This is a genomic window from Microbulbifer agarilyticus (assembly GCF_001999945.1).
Taxonomy (GTDB): domain Bacteria; phylum Pseudomonadota; class Gammaproteobacteria; order Pseudomonadales; family Cellvibrionaceae; genus Microbulbifer; species Microbulbifer agarilyticus_A.
In genome coordinates, this window is record NZ_CP019650.1 from 3,188,653 (window position 1) to 3,208,681 (window position 20,029).

Consider the following 20,029-nt stretch of genomic DNA (forward strand, 5'->3'; position numbering starts at 1 on the left):
CACCTCAGGCGCGCATTTCGCGCTCAAACTCGGTCAGGCTCTGCTGGAACGCTTCACGGGCAAACAAGCGGTCCATGTAGTCCAGTAGCGGCTTGACCTGCTTGGTTTTCGGCAGCACAACTTCAAGCTGATCAAGACGCCACAGCAACGGTGCCATACAGCAATCCACCAGGGAGAATTCCTCGTTAAAGAAGTAAGGCAGATCGGTGAACATCGGTGCGATACCCACCAGGCTATCGCGCAAATCTTTACGCGCCGCAGCAACATCCTTACCACCAGCCAGGATCTTTTCCACCAGCGGGGACCAATCACGCTCGATGCGATGCATGATCTGACGGCTCTGTGCGCGTGCTACCGGATATACCGGCAACAGCGGCGGATGCGGGAAGCGCTCGTCCAGGTACTCCATCATGACCTTGGTCTCGAACAGCACCAGATCACGATCAACCAGAGTCGGCAAAGAGTTGTAGGGGTTGAGGTCGGCAAGCTCGGCAGGCTTGTCATCGGGGTCAACATCAATGATTTCGACAGAAACGCCTTTTTCCGCCAGCACAATGCGGACGCGATGGCTGAAGTGACAACGACCGTCAGAAAAGAAGGTCATGGAGGAGCGCTTGTTGGTCGGCACACCCATTATGGAACTACCTCAATCTAATGACTGGGACATGCCCAGCCAAATCATTCAAAAAAAGAAAACGGGCGATGAGCTACTACCGGCACGCCGGCGGCCCACCACCCGAAAAATTCTCAGGCTTAACCTTAGTGGTGTACGTCTTTCCAGTACTCGCGGTTAAGCAGCCAGGCGAAGATGAAGAACACCAAAATAAACGCCAGCACATAGAAACCAATGCGCTTGCGGGTTTCCGCCATCGGCTCGGCGATATACTCCATGAAGTTAACCAGGTCGAAGACCGCCTGATCGTACTGCACGTCATCCATAGTGCCTTTCACATCGCCAACTCGCAGGCTACCGCAGTCGGCATCCATGATCGGGTTACCCATTTCGTCACGCACGACTTTGCCGTGATCGCGTTTCGGACCCGGGGCACACTCTTGCAGGCCCTGCAGCTCCATCAGTACATGCGGCATACCAACATTGGGGAAAACCTTGTTGTTCACACCCAGCGGGCGGCTGTCATCTTTATAGAAGCTGCGCAGGTAAGTGTATAGCCATTCTGGCGAACGGGCGCGCGCCACCAGGGTCAGATCCGGCGGAGTGGCGCCGAACCAGACTTTGGAATCGTCCGGCTTCATGGAGATCTCCATCAGATCACCAATTTTGGCGTCACCCAATACCAGGTACTCGAGCATCAATTCGTTTGGAATATCCAGATCCGTGGCCACGCGTTCCCAGCGGGAAAAGTTGGCGCTGTGACAGCCCATGCAGTAGTTCACGAAGTACTTGGCTCCGCGCTGCAAGGAAGGCTTATCGGTCAGATCGGTCTTGATGTAGTCCAGCTCAATGTCACTGGACGCACCAACTGCCTTAATCGGGATAAAGGTCAGCAGCAGAACAGCAATGATACCGGCGAACAGAGTAATGAACGTCTTGGCCCCAGAAGGGCTGGTAACACGCTCAGGCTCCGGATGTACCACATCGCGATCGGTCAGCCACGGCAGGATGCCAAAGAACACCGCAAACAGCAGGGACAGCAGACCCACGAACAGGCTCGCTCCCCAGTTGGCCACTGCCATCCACAGGAACATGAAGCCGAACGCGCCGCTCACGATCCAGGACAACATGCCTTTACGGCTGGTCGGATTTGTCCAGATCGGCATGGTTACAAAGAATGCAAAGTAGAACAGGGTAGCAACCTGCGCCAGGAAGTTACGCCCAGGGGTCGGGGACTTCACACCCAGGTAACCCAGGATAATGAAGATCGCCGCGAATACCAGCAGCAGAACCTTCGGCAGCCAACCTTTATAGCGGATGGAACGCACCGGGCTCTTATCCAGCCAAGGCAGCACAAACAGGATGGCAATGGCAGCACCCATGGCCACTAGGCCAAGGAATTTCGCAGTCAACGGGCCGATATCGATGGTCACCGCACGCAGCACTGCGTAGAACGGCGTGAAGTACCATACCGGCGCAATATGCTCAGGTGTCTTCAGCGGGTTCGCTTCTTCGAAGTTCGCGTACTCCAGGAAGAAACCACCCATTTCTGGGAAGAAGAACACCACCACACAGAAGGCAAACAGGAATACCGCGATACCTACCAGGTCGTGCACGGTGTAGTACGGGTGGAAAGCAACGCCATCCAACGGTACGCCGTTCGCGTCCTTGTTCTTCTTGATATCGATGCCATCGGGGTTGTTAGAGCCGACTTCGTGCAGCGCCAGAATGTGCAGCACAACCAGCAGTACCAGCACCAGTGGTAGCGCAATTACGTGCAGAGAGAAGAAGCGCGTCAGAGTGATACCGGAGATCAGGTAGTCACCGCGAATCCACTGCACCAGATCTTCACCAATACCCGGGATGGCGCCAAACAGAGATACGATTACCTGTGCACCCCAGTAGGACATCTGGCCCCACGGTAGTACGTAGCCCATAAAGGCTTCGGCCATCAGCACCAGGTAGATACACATACCGAAGATCCACACCAGCTCGCGCGGCGGCTTATACGAACCGTACATCAGCGCACGGAACATATGCAGGTAAACCACCACGAAAAAGGCGGAAGCGCCCGTGGAGTGCAGATAGCGAATAATCCACCCCATCTCTACATCGCGCATGATGTATTCAACGGAAGCGAATGCACCTTCTGCGGTAGGCGTGTAGCTCATTACCAGCCAGATACCGGTCAACAGCTGGTTCACCAGAACCAGCATGGAAAGCACACCAAAGAAGTACCACAGGTTGAAATTCTTGGGCGCGTAGTACTTACCCATATGGGTATCCCACGCGCGGTAGATCGGCAGTCGCTGGTCGACCCAATCGCCAAGTGCGGTTAGCCAGTTCATGCAGCACCCTCCTGATCTACGCCAATTACGATTACGTCATCCCCGTCGTAGGAATAGGGAGGCACTTCCATATTCAGCGGAGCCGGAACACCGGTATATACGCGGCCAGCCAGGTCATATTTGGAGCCGTGACAGGCACAGAAGAAACCACCCTGCCACTGGTCACCGCCGAGATCGGCAGTGCCCACTTCCGGGCGATACATGGGCGCACAGCCCAGGTGGGTACAGAGACCAACAAGCACCAGAGTCTGCGGCTTGATTGCGCGATTTTCCGGGTCAACATACGCCGGTTGGGTGGATTCCTGAGACTCAGGATCACGCAGGAACGGATCAACCTTGGTCAGGTTGTCCAGGACTTCCTGGGTACGACGCACCACGTAAACGGGCTTACCGCGCCATTCAACGGTGACCATCTGGCCCGGCTCCAGCTTGGCAATGTTGTACTTAACTGGTGCGCCGGCGGCCTTAGCCTTGGCACTCGGATTCCAGGAGGCGACAAAAGGTACAGCAACCCCCACTGCCCCGGCACCACCCACAACGGAGGTAGCGGCAGTCAAGAATCGACGACGCCCCACATTTACACCGTCATCACTCATGACGTAGATCTCCCATCACAGCGCCCCGTAACTTGCCATACACAAGCTCGAGACTGACTGGCCCAAACCCAAAATTCCGGAAAACGACTGTCAAGAATCCAAAAACCACGGCGCGCAGGTAATTCAGGGTATCCCGTGCGTTGGCAACGACGATGCAGCTTCAATGGCTCAAAAAACCAGAGAGAACAGAGCGCCCGTGTGGCGATCACAACACGACCGTCACAAAATCAGAGACTTAAAACAGAAACTCCCCTACAACTGGCCCGCCTGCTCGGCCATAGGACAAAATGGCCAAACCCCAAGTGCAAGCGGATAGAAATTCGCGCAATGTTAAAGAAAATGCCAATTTGATACAAGGTGAATACGGAGGCGAACGTCGGTAATCACGCGGCAAACTGGTGACTTTTCATACAACCAACAAACTGTATTCGGCACAACTTCCAAAGCGCACGCAAAAAAAAGCCCGGCATTTGCCGGGCCAGAAAAATAAATTCTCGCTTAACGCTTGGAGAATTGCGGCTTCTTACGCGCTTTGCGCAGACCGACTTTCTTACGCTCAACAGCACGAGCGTCACGAGTAACGTAGCCAGCTGCACGCAGCGGCTGACGCAGGGACTCGTCATACTGCATCAGAGCGCGAGTCAGGCCGTGACGGATAGCGCCCGCCTGACCGAAGGAACCGCCGCCCTTAACAGTAACGTTAATGTCGAATTTTTCGACCATATCGACCATTTCCAGCGGCTGACGCACGATCATGCGCGCCACTTCGCGGCCGAAGTATTCATCCAGGGAGCGACCGTTAACGCTGATTTTACCTTCACCCTGCGCGATAAATACGCGAGCGGTGGAGGTCTTGCGGCGGCCGGTACCGTAGTATTGAGTAGTTGCCATGAGAATGATTCCGTTTAGATCGACAGTTCAATCGGCTGCTGGGCCGCATGAGGATGTTCGCTACCCTTGTACACCTTCAATTTCTTGAACATGGCGCGACCCAGAGGGCCCTTGGGGAGCATGCCTTTCACAGCACTTTGGATAGTGCGCTCAGGCGCCTTGTCGATCAGCTTCTCAAAGCTGATGGATTTAAGACCACCAGGGTAGCCGGAGTGGCTGTGGTAGATCTTGTCTTTGGCCTTATTGCCGGTCACGCGGACCTTTTCGGCGTTGATTACTACGATGTAGTCACCGGTGTCCACGTGGGGCGTATATTCAGGCTTGTGCTTGCCGCGCAGGCGGTGGGCGATCTCGGCGGAAATACGGCCGAGAGTCTTGTCCGCAGCGTCAACAATGTACCAGTCGCGAGTGACCGCTTCTGGCTTGGCACTGTAAGTCTTCATGTTATAAAACACCTGTATATGGCTCCCGAAATGGGGGCCGTCCCACGAAAAGAGCGCGAATACTACATAAGCGCCCTGGGGTTTTCAAGCACAAAATTGAGCAACTTGTGAACAGCCCGTCTCGGGCCGAACACCCACACAACCCCGCTCTGCACCGCTTGCTATATAAGGAGAGAGCACCTATTCCGCACGGTGTGGCTGGGCCAGATATTCGCGGGACTGCATCTCCTGCAAGCGACTCACCGTACGCTCAAACTCGAAGCGCAGCTGACGCCCGCCATAAAGGCACTCGATGGGCTCCGCCGCCGACACCACCAGATTGACGCCACGGTCATAAAACTCGTCGATCAAATTAATAAAGCGCCGCGCCTGACTCTCGGTACGCTCGTTGAACTGCGGGATATTCGCCAGCAGCACTGTATGAAACTCACGCGCCAGCTCGATATAGTCATTTTGGGAGCGTGGCCCATCGCACAACTCGGCAAATTCAAACCACGCAACATCATCGGCGATCCGCACAGCAACAATGGGGCGCCCCTCGATATCCAGCGTAACCTGCTCACGCACTTCAGCCCCCTCCACCATCAGGCTATTAAAGGAGCGCATCAGACTCACATCCGCATCCTCATCCAGCGGACTGTGGTACAACTCGGCCATTTCGAGGGCACGCAGGCGGTAATCCACCCCATTGTCCACATTAACCACCTTGGTGTGTGTCAGCAGTAGATCGATCGCGGGCAGGAACCGCGCGCGCTGCAGACCATCGCGATACAAACCCTCAGGTACGATATTTGAGGTAGCCACCAGAGTAACCCCCCGCTGGAACAACGCCTGCAGCAAATTAGCCAGAATCATTGCATCGGTGATATCCGAAACAAAAAACTCGTCAAAACAAAGCACGCGTGCGCGCTCCGCAATGCTGTCCGCCACCTTCTCCAGGGGATCTTTCTGCCCAGCCAGCGTCTTCAACTGACGGTGAACCTCACGCATAAAGCGATGAAAGTGCGTGCGCTGCTTGCGCTCGAAGGGTAGCGACTCATAAAAGGCATCCATCAGATAGGTTTTGCCGCGCCCGACACCACCCCAAAAGTACAACCCCTTCTCCGGCACGTTCGCCCCACCCCAAAGACGGCGCACTCGTGCGAGCAACCCACCCTCTCGCTCTCCTGCAATCAGACGCTCATATAAATCCTGCAACTCCTCGACCGCCGCACGCTGCGCGGGATCCTCCATGAAGTCGGGGCGCTGCAGGTCGCGCTGATAACGCGCCATGGGAGACAGGCGCCGCGAGGACGCTCCAGGGGCATGCGAATGCTGTTCCGTGACCATTTGTGGGAAACCGTTCATTAATTTCAAGGCGACGCTGCCGGGAAGGAACCACTGACACCTATATTTGGCACCACGGGCTCAAGTGGAAGAGTCAACTACAGGTCGACTGGCGCGCACTTTACCAAATCCCCTACAAATTGGCACAAACACCGCCACGGCGCAGCCTACGGAATTGCGTATAATAAGATCGCCGCCACGGATTGGCCGGTGCCATTTTTCTAAGAGGAGGAAGTATCGTGCACTCAACTTCGGTTTTAATTCTGGTGGGCGTGATTGGCCTGACCCTCGGCGCACTACTGGCGTTTCTCGCAACACGTGGACGCCAAAGTATTGACCGCACCCAGGAACTGGAATTGCGCCTAAAAGAAGCCAACACCAAGCTGGAAGACTTTCAGCTTCAGGTGAATGAACATTTCGATCAGACTGCGCAGCTAGTCCACAACCTCACCGAAAGCTACCGAGATGTTCACGAATATCTGGCCAACAGCGCGATGCGCCTGTCCAGCCAGGATATCGGCCGACAGATGCTTGAAGCAGGCAGCGGCCAACTGAGCGACCGCAACGAGGAACTCAACGTACTTCCCCCGCGCGACTGGGCACCCAAAGAACCCGGCGCCAAAGGCACATTATCGGAAGAGTTTGGTCTGGAGAAGGAAGCTTCCGCCCCTACTCCGACTCCCGCGCCCGAAGGGGTTACCCACCGCTAAGCGCATACACTGCGATCACGCAGTAACAAGACATAAAAAAAGGCGGGTTAACCCGCCTTTTTTATGTCGCTCGAGCTTTGCATCACCCGAGCAACCTTCACAAGCCTAAAAATTACAGGCTCTGGTAGTAATCCATCAGGATCTGAGCAACCTCGGGGCGGGAAAATTCCGGGGGCGGCGCAACACCGTTACCCAGCATCTCACGCACCTTGGTGCCTGACAGCAAAATGAAATCTTCTTTGGAGTGATCCGGCACGTCGCGCATCATGACCACACGATTCAACTTCTTCGAGTAAGCGGTGTGATCCGCGCGGAAGATTTCAATCTCCAGCGCACCTTCGGGCACCTTGTCGTCGAAGATAGTCTGCGCATCGAACGCACCGTAGTAATCACCAACACCGGCGTGATCGCGACCAACGATCAGGTGGCTACAGCCACAGTTCTGGCGGAATACCGCGTGCAGAACGGCTTCACGCGGACCCGCATACAGCATGTCGAATCCATATCCGGTCACCATCACAGTGTTTTTGGGGAAGTAGTCTTCCACCATTTTGCGAATAGCTGCATCGCGCACATGGGCAGGAATATCACCCGGCTTCAGCTTACCCAGCAACATGTGGATAAGTACACCGTCCGCATCAACCGCATCCAGTGCCATTTTGCACAGCTCTTCGTGGGCACGGTGCATAGGGTTACGGGTCTGGAAAGCAACAACCTTGCTCCAACCGTGCTCGACAAATTCGTTACGAATTTCCACCGCGGTGCGGAAGGTATCCGGGAAGTCCGCCTGGAAGTAGCTGAAATTGAGCACTTCGATTGAACCGGAAATCAGCTGACGGCCTGCCCCCTTAAAGGTAGCAACGCCGGGGTGGGCTCCATCCAGAGTACCGAATACATGCTCGGCAATGGTATTTACCTGCTCATCGGTCACCGTCTCGATAGCGTCAACGTCCATCACCGCCAACACTGGATTGCCTTCAACGTTGGGATCCCGCAGAGCAATACGTTTCGCACCGGCGATCGCGGAAGTATCTTCCACCATGTTTACCACAGGTACCGGCCAAAACAGGCCATCAACGGTGCGCAGAGTCTCGGCCACACTCAGGGTATCCGCCAGATTCATATAACCCTGCAGTGGATTGAAATAACCTGCACCCAACATCACCGCATTCGCCGCTGCAGCGGAGCTTACGACGATGGAAGGCAGGGACTCCGCTTCGTGCGCGAGCTGGTGATGGCGCTCGGCATCGTAGACAAAGCGCGGCTGCAGCTCGACACTGCCGTGTGGACGAACCAGGGACATAGACACTCCTGAAAATGAGGAACCAGACGGAATTTTTGAGCCGCACATTATACGGATTAGCGGCTCCACACCAAGTACTTGAATGAGCCCGGGTTAGAACTTCTGTTGAGGACACCAGAACCGAAAGACGTATAATGACCTCAAATCAAGGAGCCTTCGGTGCTATTACAACGATTTGTGCAAGATTGGGCCATCCCCGCCGCAATTGGCCTGGCGGTGGCGGCCGCACTACTTTTGGTGTTTCCCCACCTGCGCGGAACGACCAACAACCCCTCTCCGGGGATCGCCACCTCAGGCCCAGCATCCTACTCCAGCGCTGTGAATCTGGCGGGGCCTGCGGTGGTCAACGTGTTTAGCCGCATTCCTTTGCGCAATCACCCGATGGCGAACCACCCCCTGTTCCCCTTCTACCTAAACAAAATGACTCCGCTGCAGCGCGAGCGCTTACAACAAAACCTAGGCTCTGGCGTTATCGTCAGCGAGGATGGATACTTATTAACCAACCTCCATGTCATCTCCGGTGCGGAGCAGGTCTCAGTGGTATTGGCGGACGGCCGTGAGGGGCAAGTTAAATTAGTCGGCGCCTCCGCAGAATTTGATCTTGCGGTACTCAAGATTGACCTCCCCAACCTGACCGCTATCGAGATGGGCGACCCGGACCGGGCGCAGGTTGGTGATGTAGTGCTCGCTATCGGCAACCCATGGGGAGTGGGGCAAACGGTTACCCAGGGCATCATCAGCGCAACCGAGCGCGACTTGGGAAACACCGGTGTCGGGGGGTATCTACAGAACTTCCTGCAAACCGATGCTGCGATTAACCCCGGCAACTCCGGCGGCGCACTGGTCGATGCACGCGGTAAACTGCTTGGCATCAACACAAGGGTTCTCGATCAAACCGCGCCCACCAGTGGAATCAGCTTCGCGATCCCCGCAAATATTGCCCTCAAAGTGATGCAGGACATTATTGAGTTCGGGCGAGTGGTACCCGGCTGGCTCGGTATCGAAGCGCAAAACCTGACTCCACTACTGGCACGCTCGTTTAACCTGACCTCCACCAATGGAGTCATTGTTACCGCGATCTACAATCAGGGGCCGGCGCAAGAGGCGGGGCTGCGGCCCGGTGACGTTATCACTCACATCAATGCCACGCCGATTAATGACGGCAAGCATGGCAACGCCGCAATGGCGACACTGCGTCCCGGGGAAGTTGTGACCATTACCTATATCCGCGAAGGCGAAGTGCTTGCCACCCGCGCTACCATCTCAGAAAAACCGGATGGGAACACGCCCCAGACACCGGAAGGAAACTAAAAAACGCGGTTAACAGGAGAAAGGCAGTGAAACCTTTAAATATCGGGCTAACGGTGCTGGCACTCGCAATACTGTGCGCAAGCAACGCATTCGCAAACGACCAGAAAGACTTGAACAGCCTGCTCGACCAATTCCTCGCGGGCGCATCCAATGACATCGCGGTGCATGAGCGGTTCTGGGCAGACGACCTGATCTATACCAGTTCAAACGGCCAGCGCTTCGGTAAGAAAAAAATTATTCAGGGAATGCGGGAAGCGGCAAGCGAGAACGAGCAAACGACTGCAAGTGTAGATTACCGGGCAGAGGACACTGACATTCGTCTATTCGGGGACACTGCGGTAATTGCCTTCCGGCTCGTAGCTGAACCTGGCTCCGCCGATACGAAAAACAAGCAAACCGAGATAACCGAATTCTTCAATACCGGCACCTTCGTCAAACGCGACGGCAAGTGGCAGGCGGTGGCCTGGCAGGCCACGAAGATCCCACCGGCCACTCCATCATCGGGCGACTAGGTCACCACAACTACTCTGAAACCAGCCTGAAACTAGTCTGAAGTTTCCCGCACCCGGTACTCGGCGGAGCGGGCATGAGCATCCAACCCCTCTCCTTTCGCCAACGTCGCGGCAACCCGACCCAGGGTGTCCGCGCCTTGAGGCGAACAAAAAATTATTGAGCTGCGCTTCTGAAAATCGTAGACGCCCAAGGGGGAAGAAAAGCGTGCAGTCCCGCTGGTAGGCAATACGTGATTGGGCCCGGCACAGTAGTCGCCGAGCGCTTCTGCCGTGTAACGACCAAGGAAAATAGCACCGGCGTGGCGAATCTTCGGCAGGTACTGCTCCGGTGTATCCACTGACACTTCGAGATGCTCCGGAGCAATTCGGTTGGAAACTTCGATCGCCTGCTCGATATCCCGCACCAGAATCAATGCACCGCGATCCGCCAGCGAGCGACTCGCAATCTCTTCTCGGGGCAAATCTGCCAGCAGCTTTTGCAGAGATTGCTCAACCGCATTCAGGAAACCGGCATCCGGGCTCAGCAGTATCGACTGCGCCTGCTCGTCGTGCTCGGCCTGCGACAACAGATCCATGGCAATCCAGTCTGGATCGGTCTCACCATCGCAGATCACCAGAATTTCCGAAGGCCCGGCGATCATATCGATGGCCACCTGGCCAAACACCGCGCGCTTGGCCGAGGCAACGAAAATATTGCCCGGGCCAACAATTTTATCGACCCTAGCTACCGCCTCAGTGCCATATGCCAACGCGGCAACCGCCTGGGCGCCACCAATGGTAAACACCTTGTCGACACCCGCTATAGCCGCTGCCGCCAGTACCAAATCACTAAGCTGGTTATCTGGTGCTGGTACCACCATCAATATTTCATCAACACCGGCAACCCGCGCGGGTATGGCATTCATCAAAACTGAGGAAGGGTAACTCGCCTTGCCACCGGGCACGTAGATTCCCACCCGCTCCATGGCAGTGATCTGCTGACCAAGCACAGTGCCATCGGCTTCCTGATACTGCCAGGAAGCCTGTAGTTGATGTTCGTGATAAGACCGTACGCGCTCCGCTGCAGCCTCAAGCGCGGAACGCTTGTCCGCAGGGATACGCTCCAGTGCTGCTTTTAAGTCTTCACGCTGCAAACAAAACTCTTGCGCCTGCTGCAACTCCCGGCGATCAAAACGGTTGGTGTATTCAATTACCGCGGCGTCGCCACGGGCCTTCACCTCGCGCAGAATATCGGCCACCGTCGCTTCAACCCGAGTGTCGGCTACCGACTCCCACGCCAATAAGGTGTCGAGTTCACTGGAAAAATCTGCAGTGCCAGCATCCAGCCGGCGTATGGAAAAATCACTCATGGAGGACTACTCCCCGCTCCGTGCACGCACCGCTTCGGCCAACTGCTCGATCAACGCGTTGATCGGCCCATATTTCATTTTCATGGAAGCCTTGTTCACAATCAGGCGACTGCTGATGTCTGCGATTTCATCCCGCGCTTCCAGGCCATTCGCCTTCAGGGTGTTACCGGTATCGACGATATCCACAATTTCATCGGCGAGATCCATCAGCGGGGCCAACTCCATCGCGCCATACAGCTTGATGATATCGGCCTGGCGCCCCTGTGCAGCGTAATACCGCTTTGCCGACTGCACGAACTTGGTAGCAACCTTGATACGCCCACTGGGCAGAGGTGCGCCTTTAATACCAGCCGTCATCAGCCGGCAGCGCGCGATATTGAGATCAAGCGGCTCGTAGATATTGCTGTCGTCGTGCTCCAGCAGGTTATCTTTACCCGCCACGCCCATATCGGCGGCACCGTGTTGCACATAGGTAGGCACGTCGGAACCACGAAGGATCAACAGGCGAACATTTTCCTGATTGGTGGGAAAAATCAGTTTGCGGCTCTTGGCAATATCTTCCGCGGGCTCCAAACCTGCAGCCGCGAGCAGCGGCAGCGTTTCCTTGAGAATACGCCCCTTGGTCAGGGCAATAGTGATCTGCATAGCATTTATGGTTGTTTGTGAGCCCGGAATATCCGGGCCAAAGTGCGTGGGCATCGCCCCCAAAATCCCCCGGGAGCTTATCGACTCTTGCTTGGCCGCGCCAATACAAATCTAGAATAGCGCTAGAAGGAATCGGGCCCATGCCCGACTCATCAGTAAAGGATTAAGGGTTAGCCTGGTACGCGACGAATATTCGCACCTAATTGTTGCAACTTTTCCTCAATACATTCGTAACCACGGTCAATATGGTAAATGCGATCCACAGTGGTAATACCTTCCGCCACCATGCCCGCGATAACCAGACTTGCGGAAGCGCGCAGGTCTGAGGCCATCACCGGTGCACCAGTGAGCTTTTCCACACCGGTGACAATGGCGGTATTACCCTCGAGGATGATGTCCGCCCCCATACGATTGAGTTCGTGTACCTGAATCAGTCGATTCTCAAAAATCGTCTCCACCACGGTACCCTTACCCTCCGCAACCGCATTCATCGCGGTGAACTGAGACTGCATATCGGTAGGGAACGCGGGATACGGCGCAGTACGAAAGCTCACCGCCTTGGGGCGGTTACCCTTCATATCCAGCTCGATCCAATCATCTCCAATACTGAGGTGCGCGCCCGCTTCCTCGAACTTGACCAGCACCGCATCCAGGATATCCGCGCGCGTGTGGGTCAGGCGTACCTTACCGCGGGCAGCAGCGGCCGCCGCCAGAAAGGTGCCGGTTTCGATACGATCCGGCATCACATTGAAGGTACATGGATTCAATCGCGCCACGCCATGCACACGAATGGTATCGGTTCCGGCACCTTCAATCTGCGCGCCCATCGCCATCAGGAATTCAGCCAAATCGACAATTTCGGGCTCGCGTGCTGCGTTGTGCAGCACGGTAGTACCTTCGGCCAATACGGCCGCCATCAGCAGGTTTTCGGTGCCGCCAACGGTCACTTTCTCCATCACAATATTGGCGCCTTTGAGACGACCATTACTGCGTGCGCGAATAAAACCTTCGTCGATGGTAATTTCAGCACCCATGGCCTCGAGGCCTTTCAGGTGAATATCCACAGGCCGGCTGCCAATCGCACAACCACCGGGGAAAGAAACGTTCGCCACACCGTGACGGGCCAGCAGAGGGCCGAGCACCAGAATGGACGCGCGCATGGTTTTCACCAACTCATAGGGCGCGGTGAGCTCGTTCACTGAGCGTGGATCAATCTCCACACCCAGCTTCTCGTCGATGGTGATTTCGGTCCCCATGCACCGCAACAGGGTGATCATGGTGGTGATATCGTTGAGGTGCGGCAAATTGTGAATTTGCACAGGGCCGTCGGCTAACAGGGCCGCAGCAAGAATCGGCAGAGCGGAATTCTTGGCTCCAGAGATTTTCAGGGTTCCGGAGACGGGGCTGCCCCCTTCGATAATCAGTTTATCCATGCGTTGTGGTTTCCAATTGCGATGCAAAAAATGCCTGCATCACAAAAATTACAGTCCTGCCTCTTCGGGCGTAAGGGTTTTCATTTGCACCGCGTGCAGGGTGCCATCGGCAATTTTGTCAGACAGCGCAGCGTAAACCAGCTGCTGTTTTTTCAGACGGCTGAGGCCGTCGAACGCGTCACTAACCACGGTGAGCTGCAGGTGGCTGCCTTCGAAGGCCACTTCTACATTACTGCCGGGAATGTGCCCTTCGATCAGGGACTTGATTTGATCTGGCTGCATAGGAGGGAATTACTATCGGATAACAAAGAGCGCGCAAGTGTACTGGAATAGCGCCCGGTGCGCAGCCGCGTTACCGCCACTGCACACCGCTGTATGGATACGACGCAGGGATCAGGGGTTGCCTGCAACCTTGTCCGCCGCAGACCAACCGGCGATCACCTTGTCGATGTTGCCGTTGTTCGCCTGCATGGCCTGGGCAAACTGCCCGCGGAAGGTCTTACCCAGGTTTACACCGTTCAAGATCACATTGATCAGCTTCCACTGGCCACTGCGATTACGCACAAGGGTGTAGGAAACTTTGGTCAAACCTTCGTTACTGCGCACTTCCTGCAGCACATTGACGCGATTACCGCTGGGCGCTGTCCCGGGGTTAATCACCTTTACGTCCAGATCGCCAAAGGTGGCAACGCCGCGGGCAAAGGTCGCCACCAGATCCCGGCGGAAGGTACTGGCAAACTTGGCGCGCTGCGCAGGCGTCGCCTTTTTCGCATAGCTACCCATTACGCCGCGAGCGATAAAGTCGAAGTCCACCACCGGCGCGAGCACCCGATCCACGGCGGCATAGTAACGCTGAGGATTGGCGCTAAGGTGCTGACCCTCGGCGCGAATAGTATTCAGAAGCTGGCCGGAAACCCCCTCGATCATGGTGTAGGGATTTTGGGCGGCTGTAGCGAAGGGCGCCACCAGACACAGCAGCGCGGCAGACATCCACAGACTCGCCTTGCGCACGATACGCGTCACAGCCGAGCCGGAACGCTTTCCGGTGCTATCGGTAGAAATAAAGGTAGAAGTGAGTGCACTCACAGATCATCTCCCATTGGCAATTCGTCCCTTGGATGCCCATAACGCCAAAAAGTGTCATGGGACGCCGAAAAATCACGCTGACTGACGCAAAAAGGCGGAATATGTATTCGCCCCAGCTCTACAGCTGACAATAGCGGCGGCAAACTATACCATGGCGGCCCCGCGGACAAGCGGCACTGGGTCACTTTGCCTTAAGGCGCCGCTTTTTGAGCCAATATTGATAGGTTAGCACTTCTGCCACCCAAGCAGACGTCTTCCGCAAAGCTACGCTAGAGACTGCCCCGAGACAGTGAGACAAACGATGGGTAAAGACCTGATTCTCCAGGCGGGACGCCGCACCATTACCATGGAGACCGCCGCTGTGGCGGCGCTGGAAGCTCGCGTTGATGATAGCTTTCACCGCGCCTGTGAGCTCATGCTGGGCTGTAGCGGCCGTGTAATCGTCTCCGGCATGGGCAAATCCGGCCACATTGGCCGAAAAATCGCCGCCACCCTGGCGAGCACTGGCACGCCGAGCTTTTTTGTACACCCGGGAGAAGCCAGCCACGGTGACCTGGGCATGATCACCCGCCACGACGTGGTCATCGCCATATCCAATTCCGGCTCTTCCGCAGAAGTACTCACCCTGCTTCCGCTATTGAAGCGACTGGGTATTCCGCTGATCAGCATGACTGGCAAGACAGATTCTCCACTGGCGCAGTCCGCAGACGTCAATCTCGATATTGCCGTTGAGACGGAAGCCTGCCCGCTGAACTTAGCGCCAACCTCTTCCACCACCGTAACCCTGGTGATGGGTGACGCACTGGCAGTGGCGCTGCTTGAGGCCCGCGGCTTTACCGCCGAGGATTTCGCCTTTTCCCACCCCGGGGGGGCTCTTGGCCGGCAGTTGCTACTCAAAGTCGCCGATGTGATGCACGCCGGTGAAGAACTTCCCCAGGTATCCCCGGAAACACCGTTATCCAAAGCCCTCCTGGAAATGACCAGCAAGGGCTTTGGCATGACCACGATTGTGGATAGCAACGGGCAACTGCTCGGAGTATTCACCGACGGTGACCTACGCCGAGTAATCGACCAGAAACTGGAACTGGATACCGCCACTATGGAACAAGTGATGAGCCGACGTCCGAAGACGGTCAGTGCGCACACACTCGCCGCCGAAGCCCTGCGCATTATGGAAGACAACAAAATCACCGCGCTGGTAGTAGAAGACCCGGAACACCACCCGATCGGTCTGCTGCACATGCATGACGTTTTGCGCGCCGGCGTTATTTGACCGAATTGAAGGACGAGACTTTTGACCCAACCCACCCCTACAGCCAGCCAGCAGCAAATCCACGAAAAGCTGAGCAAGGTCCGCCACCTGATCCTGGACGTGGACGGCGTGCTCACCGATGGCCGCCTGTATTTTGACAACCAGGGTAACGAACAGAAGACCTTCCACACCCTGGATGGACAGGGCATTAAAATGCTGCAGAAGTCGGGTGTGGCCGTCGCGATCATTACCGGGCGCCGCAGCGCCCTGGTGGAAAAGCGCGCACATGACCTCGGCATCACTCGCCTGATCCAGGGCCGTGAAGACAAATACACCGCTTTCCTGGAGCTGTTCGCCAACGAACCTTACGATCTGGAAAACATTGCCTATGTCGGCGACGATTACCCGGACCTGCAGCTGATGACCCGGGTGGGCTGCCCGATTGCTGTGCCGGATGCCGCGCACCCGGTACGCGAGCGCGCGCTATTTGTCACCGAGCGCCGCGGAGGTATGGGTGCGGTGAGAGAAGTATGCGACCGTATCATGCACGCGCAGGGAACCTTTGAGGCCGCCCTCGCTCCTTATTTAGCAGACTGAGAAAAGGAAGAAACAACGGAATGCGCACCTGGCTCCCCCTGGTGATCGTGGTGGCTCTCATCTCTGCCGGACTCTGGTTTACCGAGAGCCCACCAGAGCAGCTACTGGGTAAACGCCCCACCCAGCAGGAACACAATCGTGCCGCGGACCTGATCATTCGCGATGCGCGTACACGCCACTACAACATCGATGGCGATCTCGCCTATGAAGTGGACGCCGAGCGCATTACCTTCTTTCGGTTTGCCCGCCGCGACCGCGCCGACCTTACCGAACCGCGCATGATGTTTTATCAGGGCGAAGACACGAAATGGCGCACCGAGTCGCGCAAGGGTATTGCCTACAACAACGGCCAGAGAGTTGTATTGCAGGGAGACGTTTCTGTCTCAGAGCTGCCGCAACCGGGAATCACCCTGCGCACTCCGAAAATTACCCTTAAACCCCGCGAGGAATTCGCCGAAACCGACAAAGTTGTTACCATTACCGATGGTGCCAACATCACTACCGGCAAAGGCCTGCGGGCAGACCTCAAACAAGACAAGGTAGAAATACTCTCCAATGTGGAAAGTCGCTATGAAACTCGCTAATTCCCGCGGGCAAATCGCCGCACTCGCGCTCACCGCAGCCTGCGTACTGGCGGCTCCGCAGGCACTTGCACTGCCCGACGATCGACAACAGCCTGTCAAAGTCTCCGCCGACAACCTCGAGGCCAATCGCAGCAAAAACCTTTCGATCTACAGTGGCAACGTAGTCATCAGCCAGGGCTCGCTGCAAATTCGCGCAGACCGCGTGGAAGTGCACGGCAACAGCAAAGGCGAAATCAACAAAGTGGTCGCCACCGGCAAACCCGCACACTTCCAACAGCAAGTGGAAGAAAGCACTAATCCAGTAAAGGCCCGCGCCCAGCGAATCGAATTCCTGGTAGCAAGCGATGCCCTACAGCTAACTGGTGAAGCCTTTGTCGATCGCGACGGCAATACCCTGTCTGCCGAACGCATCGACTATGACCTCAACAGCGAGCAGATGCAGGCTCAGGGCCAGTCCGAGAAGAAGCGCGTCGAGATGATCTGGAAGCCGGAGGCCAAGCCAGCTCAGGATGGGCAATAACGCCCCTCTTACATCGACAAGATCACGAAAAAAAAATTCAAACAGCGCGCAGCGCTGACAGCGGAATTAAGCAATGCCCACGCTCAAGGCACTACACCTCGCCAAGCAATACAAAAAGCGCAAAGTTGTTCAGGATGTGTCCGTCAGCGTATCCAGCGGGCAGATTGTAGGCCTGCTCGGCCCCAATGGCGCGGGTAAAACCACCTGTTTTTATATGATTGCGGGCTTGGTACAGGCCGACGCGGGCCAGGTTTTGATCGATGATGAGGACATTACCGGCCTCTCCATGCACGGTCGCGCCCGCAAGGGTATTGGCTACCTGCCACAGGAAGCCTCGGTATTCCGGCGCCTGTCGGTACAAGACAACATCATGGCAATTCTGGAGACCCGCAAAGACCTCGACCGCACGCAGCGCAAAGAGCAACTCGAGTCATTGCTGGAAGAGTTCCATATCACGCATATTCGCGAGAGCCTCGGCATGGCACTCTCCGGCGGTGAACGCCGCCGAGTGGAAATAGCGCGCGCACTCGCGACAAACCCTGCATTCGTACTGCTGGACGAACCCTTTGCCGGTGTTGACCCGATCTCCGTCGCCGATATCCAGCAAATCATTCGCCACCTGCGGGATCGCGATATCGGCGTCCTGATCACCGACCACAATGTGCGCGAGACCCTCGACATCTGCGAAATCGCCTACATCGTCAGCGAAGGTCACATCATCGCCTCTGGCAACCCCAGAGACGTCGCCGAAAACAAACGAGTGAAAGATGTGTACCTGGGCCATCAGTTCACGATTTGAGCCTTTTTCAGAAAAGCTTTCCAGAAACCGTGAAAAATAGAGATTTTGATCACGGGAATACACGCTTAACCGGAAGGCGTGACTTTTTCGGCATACTTATTGCTTAACTTGCCCCTTGTCTTCCTACCCTCCCCGGGGTAGTCTGCAGGAAATGAGCCTTATCCCGCCGCCAAAGGAATAAAATTCTTTTCGGTAGGTCATCGCCAGATTTTTCTGCCGGCAAACCTCTATGAAGCAGTCACTCCAGTTAAAACTCGGCACGCAGCTGACAATGACCCCCCAGCTGCAGCAGGCTATTCGCCTGCTGCAATTGTCGACGCTGGATCTGCAACAGGAAATTCAATCCGCACTGGACAGCAACCCGCTGCTCGAGTCAGATTTTGACGAGCACGCCGGCGAGTCCCACCAAGACCAGAACACCCCAGCCCAGCAAGCCGAAGAACGCACCGAGAGCGCACCAGAGCCCCAGGCAGAATCCACCGCCGAGGGGGACTGGAGCAGCGACATCCCCGACGAATTGCCGGTAGATACCCGCTGGGATGACATTTACTCCGGTGGCACCAGCAGCGGGTCGGCGGAAACGGAAGAGTACGCGCTGGAGCAGCGCAACGCGGTCTCCGAAAGCCTGCAGGATCACCTGCTGTGGCAACTGAACCTCACACCACTCACCGACTCGGACAAGCAGATCGGCGAGGCACTCATTGACGCCATCGCCCCGAACGGCTTTCTCGATACCAGCGTGGAAGAATTGGCGGAATCCCTCGAAGTGGATACCGATGAAGTAACCGCGGTCCTCAAGACGATTCAACAGCTTGAACCCGTTGGCTGTGGCGCCCGCGACCTGCGTGAAAGCCTGATCCTGCAGTTGCGTCAGCTACCCGAGGGGACCCCCTGGCTGGAACAGGCGCTGACCGTAGTCGGCCAGCACCTCGATCTGCTGGGCAAACGCGATTTTCGCCAGCTAAGCCGACGCACCCGCCTCAATGAAACACAGCTTGGTGAAGTGATGCGCCTGATTCAGACGCTCACCCCCTACCCCGGTGAAGTCTTTGGCGGCGAGGAGCCACAGTATGTGGTGCCGGACGTCATCGTCACTCGCAAGCAGGATCGCTGGGTAGTGGAGCTAAACCCGGAAACCACCCCCAAGCTGCGCATCAACGACACCTACGCCTCGCTGATCAAGCGAGCTGACAACTCCAGCGAAAACAACTACCTGCGGGACAACCTGCAAGAAGCCCGCTGGTTCCTGAAGAGCCTACAGAGCCGCCACGAGACACTGCTCAAAGTGGCCAGCAGCATCGTGGAAAAACAACAGGGCTTTTTCGAGCAGGGTCCCGAAGCCATGAAACCCATGGTGCTGGCGAATATTGCCGAGACCATCGGCATGCACGAGTCCACCATCTCGCGGGTGACCACCCAGAAGTACATGCTCACCCCCCGGGGCGTATTCGAACTCAAGTATTTCTTCTCCAGCCACGTGAGCACCGACTCCGGTGAAGACGCCTCATCCACCGCCATTCGCGCGCTGATTCGCAAGCTGATCGATGGCGAGCAGCCGCGTAAACCACTATCCGATAACAAGATCACCCAGGAACTGGACTCCCAGGGCATCAAAGTCGCAAGACGCACTGTGGCCAAGTACCGGGAATCCATGGGTATCCCCTCTTCGAGCGAGCGTAAGAGACTGGTCTAACCAAACCGGTCATTTTTC

21 protein-coding genes are annotated in these 20,029 nt (G+C 56.3%); 9 read left to right on the forward strand and 12 right to left on the reverse strand.

All coding sequences use genetic code 11. The features are described from left to right. Positions 1 to 4: 4 nt before the first annotated feature. The 6 genes from Mag101_RS13315 to zapE all read right to left on the reverse strand — a co-directional run bounded on the left by Mag101_RS13315 (position 5) and on the right by zapE (position 6,163). Positions 5 to 634, reverse strand: coding sequence for a glutathione S-transferase N-terminal domain-containing protein (locus Mag101_RS13315; protein WP_077405944.1), 630 nt, complete (start codon positions 632 to 634; stop codon positions 5 to 7). A gap of 125 nt (positions 635 to 759) precedes the next feature. Then, the gene (locus tag Mag101_RS13320; protein WP_077405947.1) at positions 760 to 2,961 is read right to left on the reverse strand and encodes a ubiquinol-cytochrome c reductase; all 2,202 of its coding nucleotides are present in this window, start codon (positions 2,959 to 2,961) and stop codon (positions 760 to 762) included. Next, positions 2,958 to 3,557 (reverse strand): ubiquinol-cytochrome c reductase iron-sulfur subunit, encoded by a 600-nt coding sequence (gene petA / locus Mag101_RS13325; protein WP_077405950.1) that lies wholly within the window; start codon positions 3,555 to 3,557, stop codon positions 2,958 to 2,960. Before petA ends, Mag101_RS13320 begins: the two co-directional genes overlap by 4 nt. A gap of 498 nt (positions 3,558 to 4,055) precedes the next feature. Then, positions 4,056 to 4,448, reverse strand: a complete 393-nt coding sequence (rpsI, locus tag Mag101_RS13330; protein WP_043317418.1) for a 30S ribosomal protein S9 — start codon at positions 4,446 to 4,448, stop codon at positions 4,056 to 4,058. A 14-nt stretch (positions 4,449 to 4,462) separates the two neighbouring features. Beyond that, positions 4,463 to 4,891 (reverse strand): 50S ribosomal protein L13, encoded by a 429-nt coding sequence (rplM, locus tag Mag101_RS13335; protein ID WP_010132512.1) that lies wholly within the window; start codon positions 4,889 to 4,891, stop codon positions 4,463 to 4,465. A 180-nt stretch (positions 4,892 to 5,071) separates the two neighbouring features. Further along, positions 5,072 to 6,163, reverse strand: a complete 1,092-nt coding sequence (gene zapE / locus Mag101_RS13340; RefSeq protein ID WP_077405953.1) for a cell division protein ZapE — start codon at positions 6,161 to 6,163, stop codon at positions 5,072 to 5,074. A 293-nt stretch (positions 6,164 to 6,456) separates the two neighbouring features. Between zapE and Mag101_RS13345 the strand changes: the two genes are divergently transcribed. Beyond that, the gene (locus Mag101_RS13345; protein WP_077405956.1) at positions 6,457 to 6,927 is read left to right on the forward strand and encodes a YhcB family protein; all 471 of its coding nucleotides are present in this window, start codon (positions 6,457 to 6,459) and stop codon (positions 6,925 to 6,927) included. Positions 6,928 to 7,039: 112 nt separating this feature from the next. Here Mag101_RS13345 and sat read toward each other — a convergent pair whose 3' ends face one another. Next, complete coding sequence (sat, locus tag Mag101_RS13350) at positions 7,040 to 8,230, reverse strand: sulfate adenylyltransferase (RefSeq protein ID WP_198039991.1); 1,191 nt, start codon at positions 8,228 to 8,230, stop codon at positions 7,040 to 7,042. A gap of 159 nt (positions 8,231 to 8,389) precedes the next feature. On the opposite strand from sat, the gene Mag101_RS13355 reads away from it, so the two are divergent. Continuing rightward, entirely contained in the window at positions 8,390 to 9,541 is a 1,152-nt protein-coding gene (locus tag Mag101_RS13355) for a S1C family serine protease (RefSeq protein WP_077405959.1), read from the forward strand. Positions 9,542 to 9,567: 26 nt separating this feature from the next. Next, positions 9,568 to 10,053, forward strand: a complete 486-nt coding sequence (locus Mag101_RS13360; RefSeq protein ID WP_232325023.1) for a nuclear transport factor 2 family protein — start codon at positions 9,568 to 9,570, stop codon at positions 10,051 to 10,053. A 32-nt stretch (positions 10,054 to 10,085) separates the two neighbouring features. Here the strand turns inward: Mag101_RS13360 and hisD are convergent, their stop codons facing one another. From hisD to Mag101_RS13385, 5 genes are all read right to left on the reverse strand, one after another. Next, the gene (gene hisD / locus Mag101_RS13365; RefSeq protein ID WP_077405963.1) at positions 10,086 to 11,402 is read right to left on the reverse strand and encodes a histidinol dehydrogenase; all 1,317 of its coding nucleotides are present in this window, start codon (positions 11,400 to 11,402) and stop codon (positions 10,086 to 10,088) included. 6 nt (positions 11,403 to 11,408) lie between these two features. Then, positions 11,409 to 12,047: an ATP phosphoribosyltransferase gene (hisG, locus tag Mag101_RS13370; protein WP_010132503.1), complete on the reverse strand. Its 639-nt coding sequence runs from the start codon at positions 12,045 to 12,047 to the stop codon at positions 11,409 to 11,411. Positions 12,048 to 12,217: 170 nt separating this feature from the next. After that, a complete protein-coding gene (gene murA, locus Mag101_RS13375) occupies positions 12,218 to 13,480 on the reverse strand; it encodes a UDP-N-acetylglucosamine 1-carboxyvinyltransferase (RefSeq protein ID WP_077405966.1) in 1,263 nt (420 codons plus the stop codon). A gap of 48 nt (positions 13,481 to 13,528) precedes the next feature. Continuing rightward, positions 13,529 to 13,762 carry a BolA family protein gene (locus tag Mag101_RS13380; protein WP_077405969.1) on the reverse strand — a complete coding sequence of 78 codons (234 nt, stop codon included), beginning with the start codon at positions 13,760 to 13,762 and terminating at the stop codon, positions 13,529 to 13,531. A gap of 111 nt (positions 13,763 to 13,873) precedes the next feature. Next, positions 13,874 to 14,566 (reverse strand): MlaC/ttg2D family ABC transporter substrate-binding protein, encoded by a 693-nt coding sequence (locus Mag101_RS13385; RefSeq protein ID WP_232325025.1) that lies wholly within the window; start codon positions 14,564 to 14,566, stop codon positions 13,874 to 13,876. Between the two features lie 301 nt (positions 14,567 to 14,867). Here Mag101_RS13385 and Mag101_RS13390 point away from each other — a divergent pair, with 301 nt between their 5' ends. The 6 genes from Mag101_RS13390 (at position 14,868) to Mag101_RS13415 (ending at position 20,011) form a co-directional block, all read left to right on the forward strand. After that, positions 14,868 to 15,839, forward strand: coding sequence for a KpsF/GutQ family sugar-phosphate isomerase (locus Mag101_RS13390; RefSeq protein ID WP_077405972.1), 972 nt, complete (start codon positions 14,868 to 14,870; stop codon positions 15,837 to 15,839). 21 nt (positions 15,840 to 15,860) lie between these two features. Beyond that, the gene (locus Mag101_RS13395) at positions 15,861 to 16,415 is read left to right on the forward strand and encodes a KdsC family phosphatase (protein ID WP_077405975.1); all 555 of its coding nucleotides are present in this window, start codon (positions 15,861 to 15,863) and stop codon (positions 16,413 to 16,415) included. Positions 16,416 to 16,435: 20 nt separating this feature from the next. Then, positions 16,436 to 16,999 (forward strand): LPS export ABC transporter periplasmic protein LptC, encoded by a 564-nt coding sequence (gene lptC / locus Mag101_RS13400; RefSeq protein ID WP_077405978.1) that lies wholly within the window; start codon positions 16,436 to 16,438, stop codon positions 16,997 to 16,999. Next, the gene (gene lptA, locus Mag101_RS13405) at positions 16,986 to 17,519 is read left to right on the forward strand and encodes a lipopolysaccharide transport periplasmic protein LptA (protein WP_077405980.1); all 534 of its coding nucleotides are present in this window, start codon (positions 16,986 to 16,988) and stop codon (positions 17,517 to 17,519) included. The genes lptC and lptA overlap by 14 nt, the downstream gene beginning before the upstream one ends. 73 nt (positions 17,520 to 17,592) lie before the next feature. Next, positions 17,593 to 18,318: an LPS export ABC transporter ATP-binding protein gene (gene lptB, locus Mag101_RS13410; protein ID WP_077405983.1), complete on the forward strand. Its 726-nt coding sequence runs from the start codon at positions 17,593 to 17,595 to the stop codon at positions 18,316 to 18,318. Between the two features lie 229 nt (positions 18,319 to 18,547). Beyond that, entirely contained in the window at positions 18,548 to 20,011 is a 1,464-nt protein-coding gene (locus Mag101_RS13415; RefSeq protein WP_077405986.1) for an RNA polymerase factor sigma-54, read from the forward strand. Positions 20,012 to 20,029: the final 18 nt, after the last annotated feature.

Bases quoted from the DNA above. Each gene is read 5' to 3' on its own strand.
- Mag101_RS13315 (WP_077405944.1), bottom strand. From the start codon at position 634: ATGGGTGTGCCGACCAACAAGCGCTCCTCCATGACCTTCTTTTCTGAC.
- Mag101_RS13320 (WP_077405947.1), bottom strand. From the start codon at position 2,961: ATGAACTGGCTAACCGCACTTGGCGATTGGGTCGACCAGCGACTGCCG.
- petA (WP_077405950.1), bottom strand. From the start codon at position 3,557: ATGAGTGATGACGGTGTAAATGTGGGGCGTCGTCGATTCTTGACTGCC.
- rpsI (WP_043317418.1), bottom strand. From the start codon at position 4,448: ATGGCAACTACTCAATACTACGGTACCGGCCGCCGCAAGACCTCCACC.
- rplM (WP_010132512.1), bottom strand. From the start codon at position 4,891: ATGAAGACTTACAGTGCCAAGCCAGAAGCGGTCACTCGCGACTGGTAC.
- zapE (WP_077405953.1), bottom strand. From the start codon at position 6,163: ATGGCGCGTTATCAGCGCGACCTGCAGCGCCCCGACTTCATGGAGGAT.
- sat (WP_198039991.1), bottom strand. From the start codon at position 8,230: ATGTCCCTGGTTCGTCCACACGGCAGTGTCGAGCTGCAGCCGCGCTTT.
- hisD (WP_077405963.1), bottom strand. From the start codon at position 11,402: ATGAGTGATTTTTCCATACGCCGGCTGGATGCTGGCACTGCAGATTTT.
- hisG (WP_010132503.1), bottom strand. From the start codon at position 12,047: ATGCAGATCACTATTGCCCTGACCAAGGGGCGTATTCTCAAGGAAACG.
- murA (WP_077405966.1), bottom strand. From the start codon at position 13,480: ATGGATAAACTGATTATCGAAGGGGGCAGCCCCGTCTCCGGAACCCTG.
- Mag101_RS13380 (WP_077405969.1), bottom strand. From the start codon at position 13,762: ATGCAGCCAGATCAAATCAAGTCCCTGATCGAAGGGCACATTCCCGGC.
- Mag101_RS13390 (WP_077405972.1), top strand. From the start codon at position 14,868: ATGGGTAAAGACCTGATTCTCCAGGCGGGACGCCGCACCATTACCATG.
- lptC (WP_077405978.1), top strand. From the start codon at position 16,436: ATGCGCACCTGGCTCCCCCTGGTGATCGTGGTGGCTCTCATCTCTGCC.
- lptA (WP_077405980.1), top strand. From the start codon at position 16,986: ATGAAACTCGCTAATTCCCGCGGGCAAATCGCCGCACTCGCGCTCACC.
- lptB (WP_077405983.1), top strand. From the start codon at position 17,593: ATGCCCACGCTCAAGGCACTACACCTCGCCAAGCAATACAAAAAGCGC.
- Mag101_RS13415 (WP_077405986.1), top strand. From the start codon at position 18,548: ATGAAGCAGTCACTCCAGTTAAAACTCGGCACGCAGCTGACAATGACC.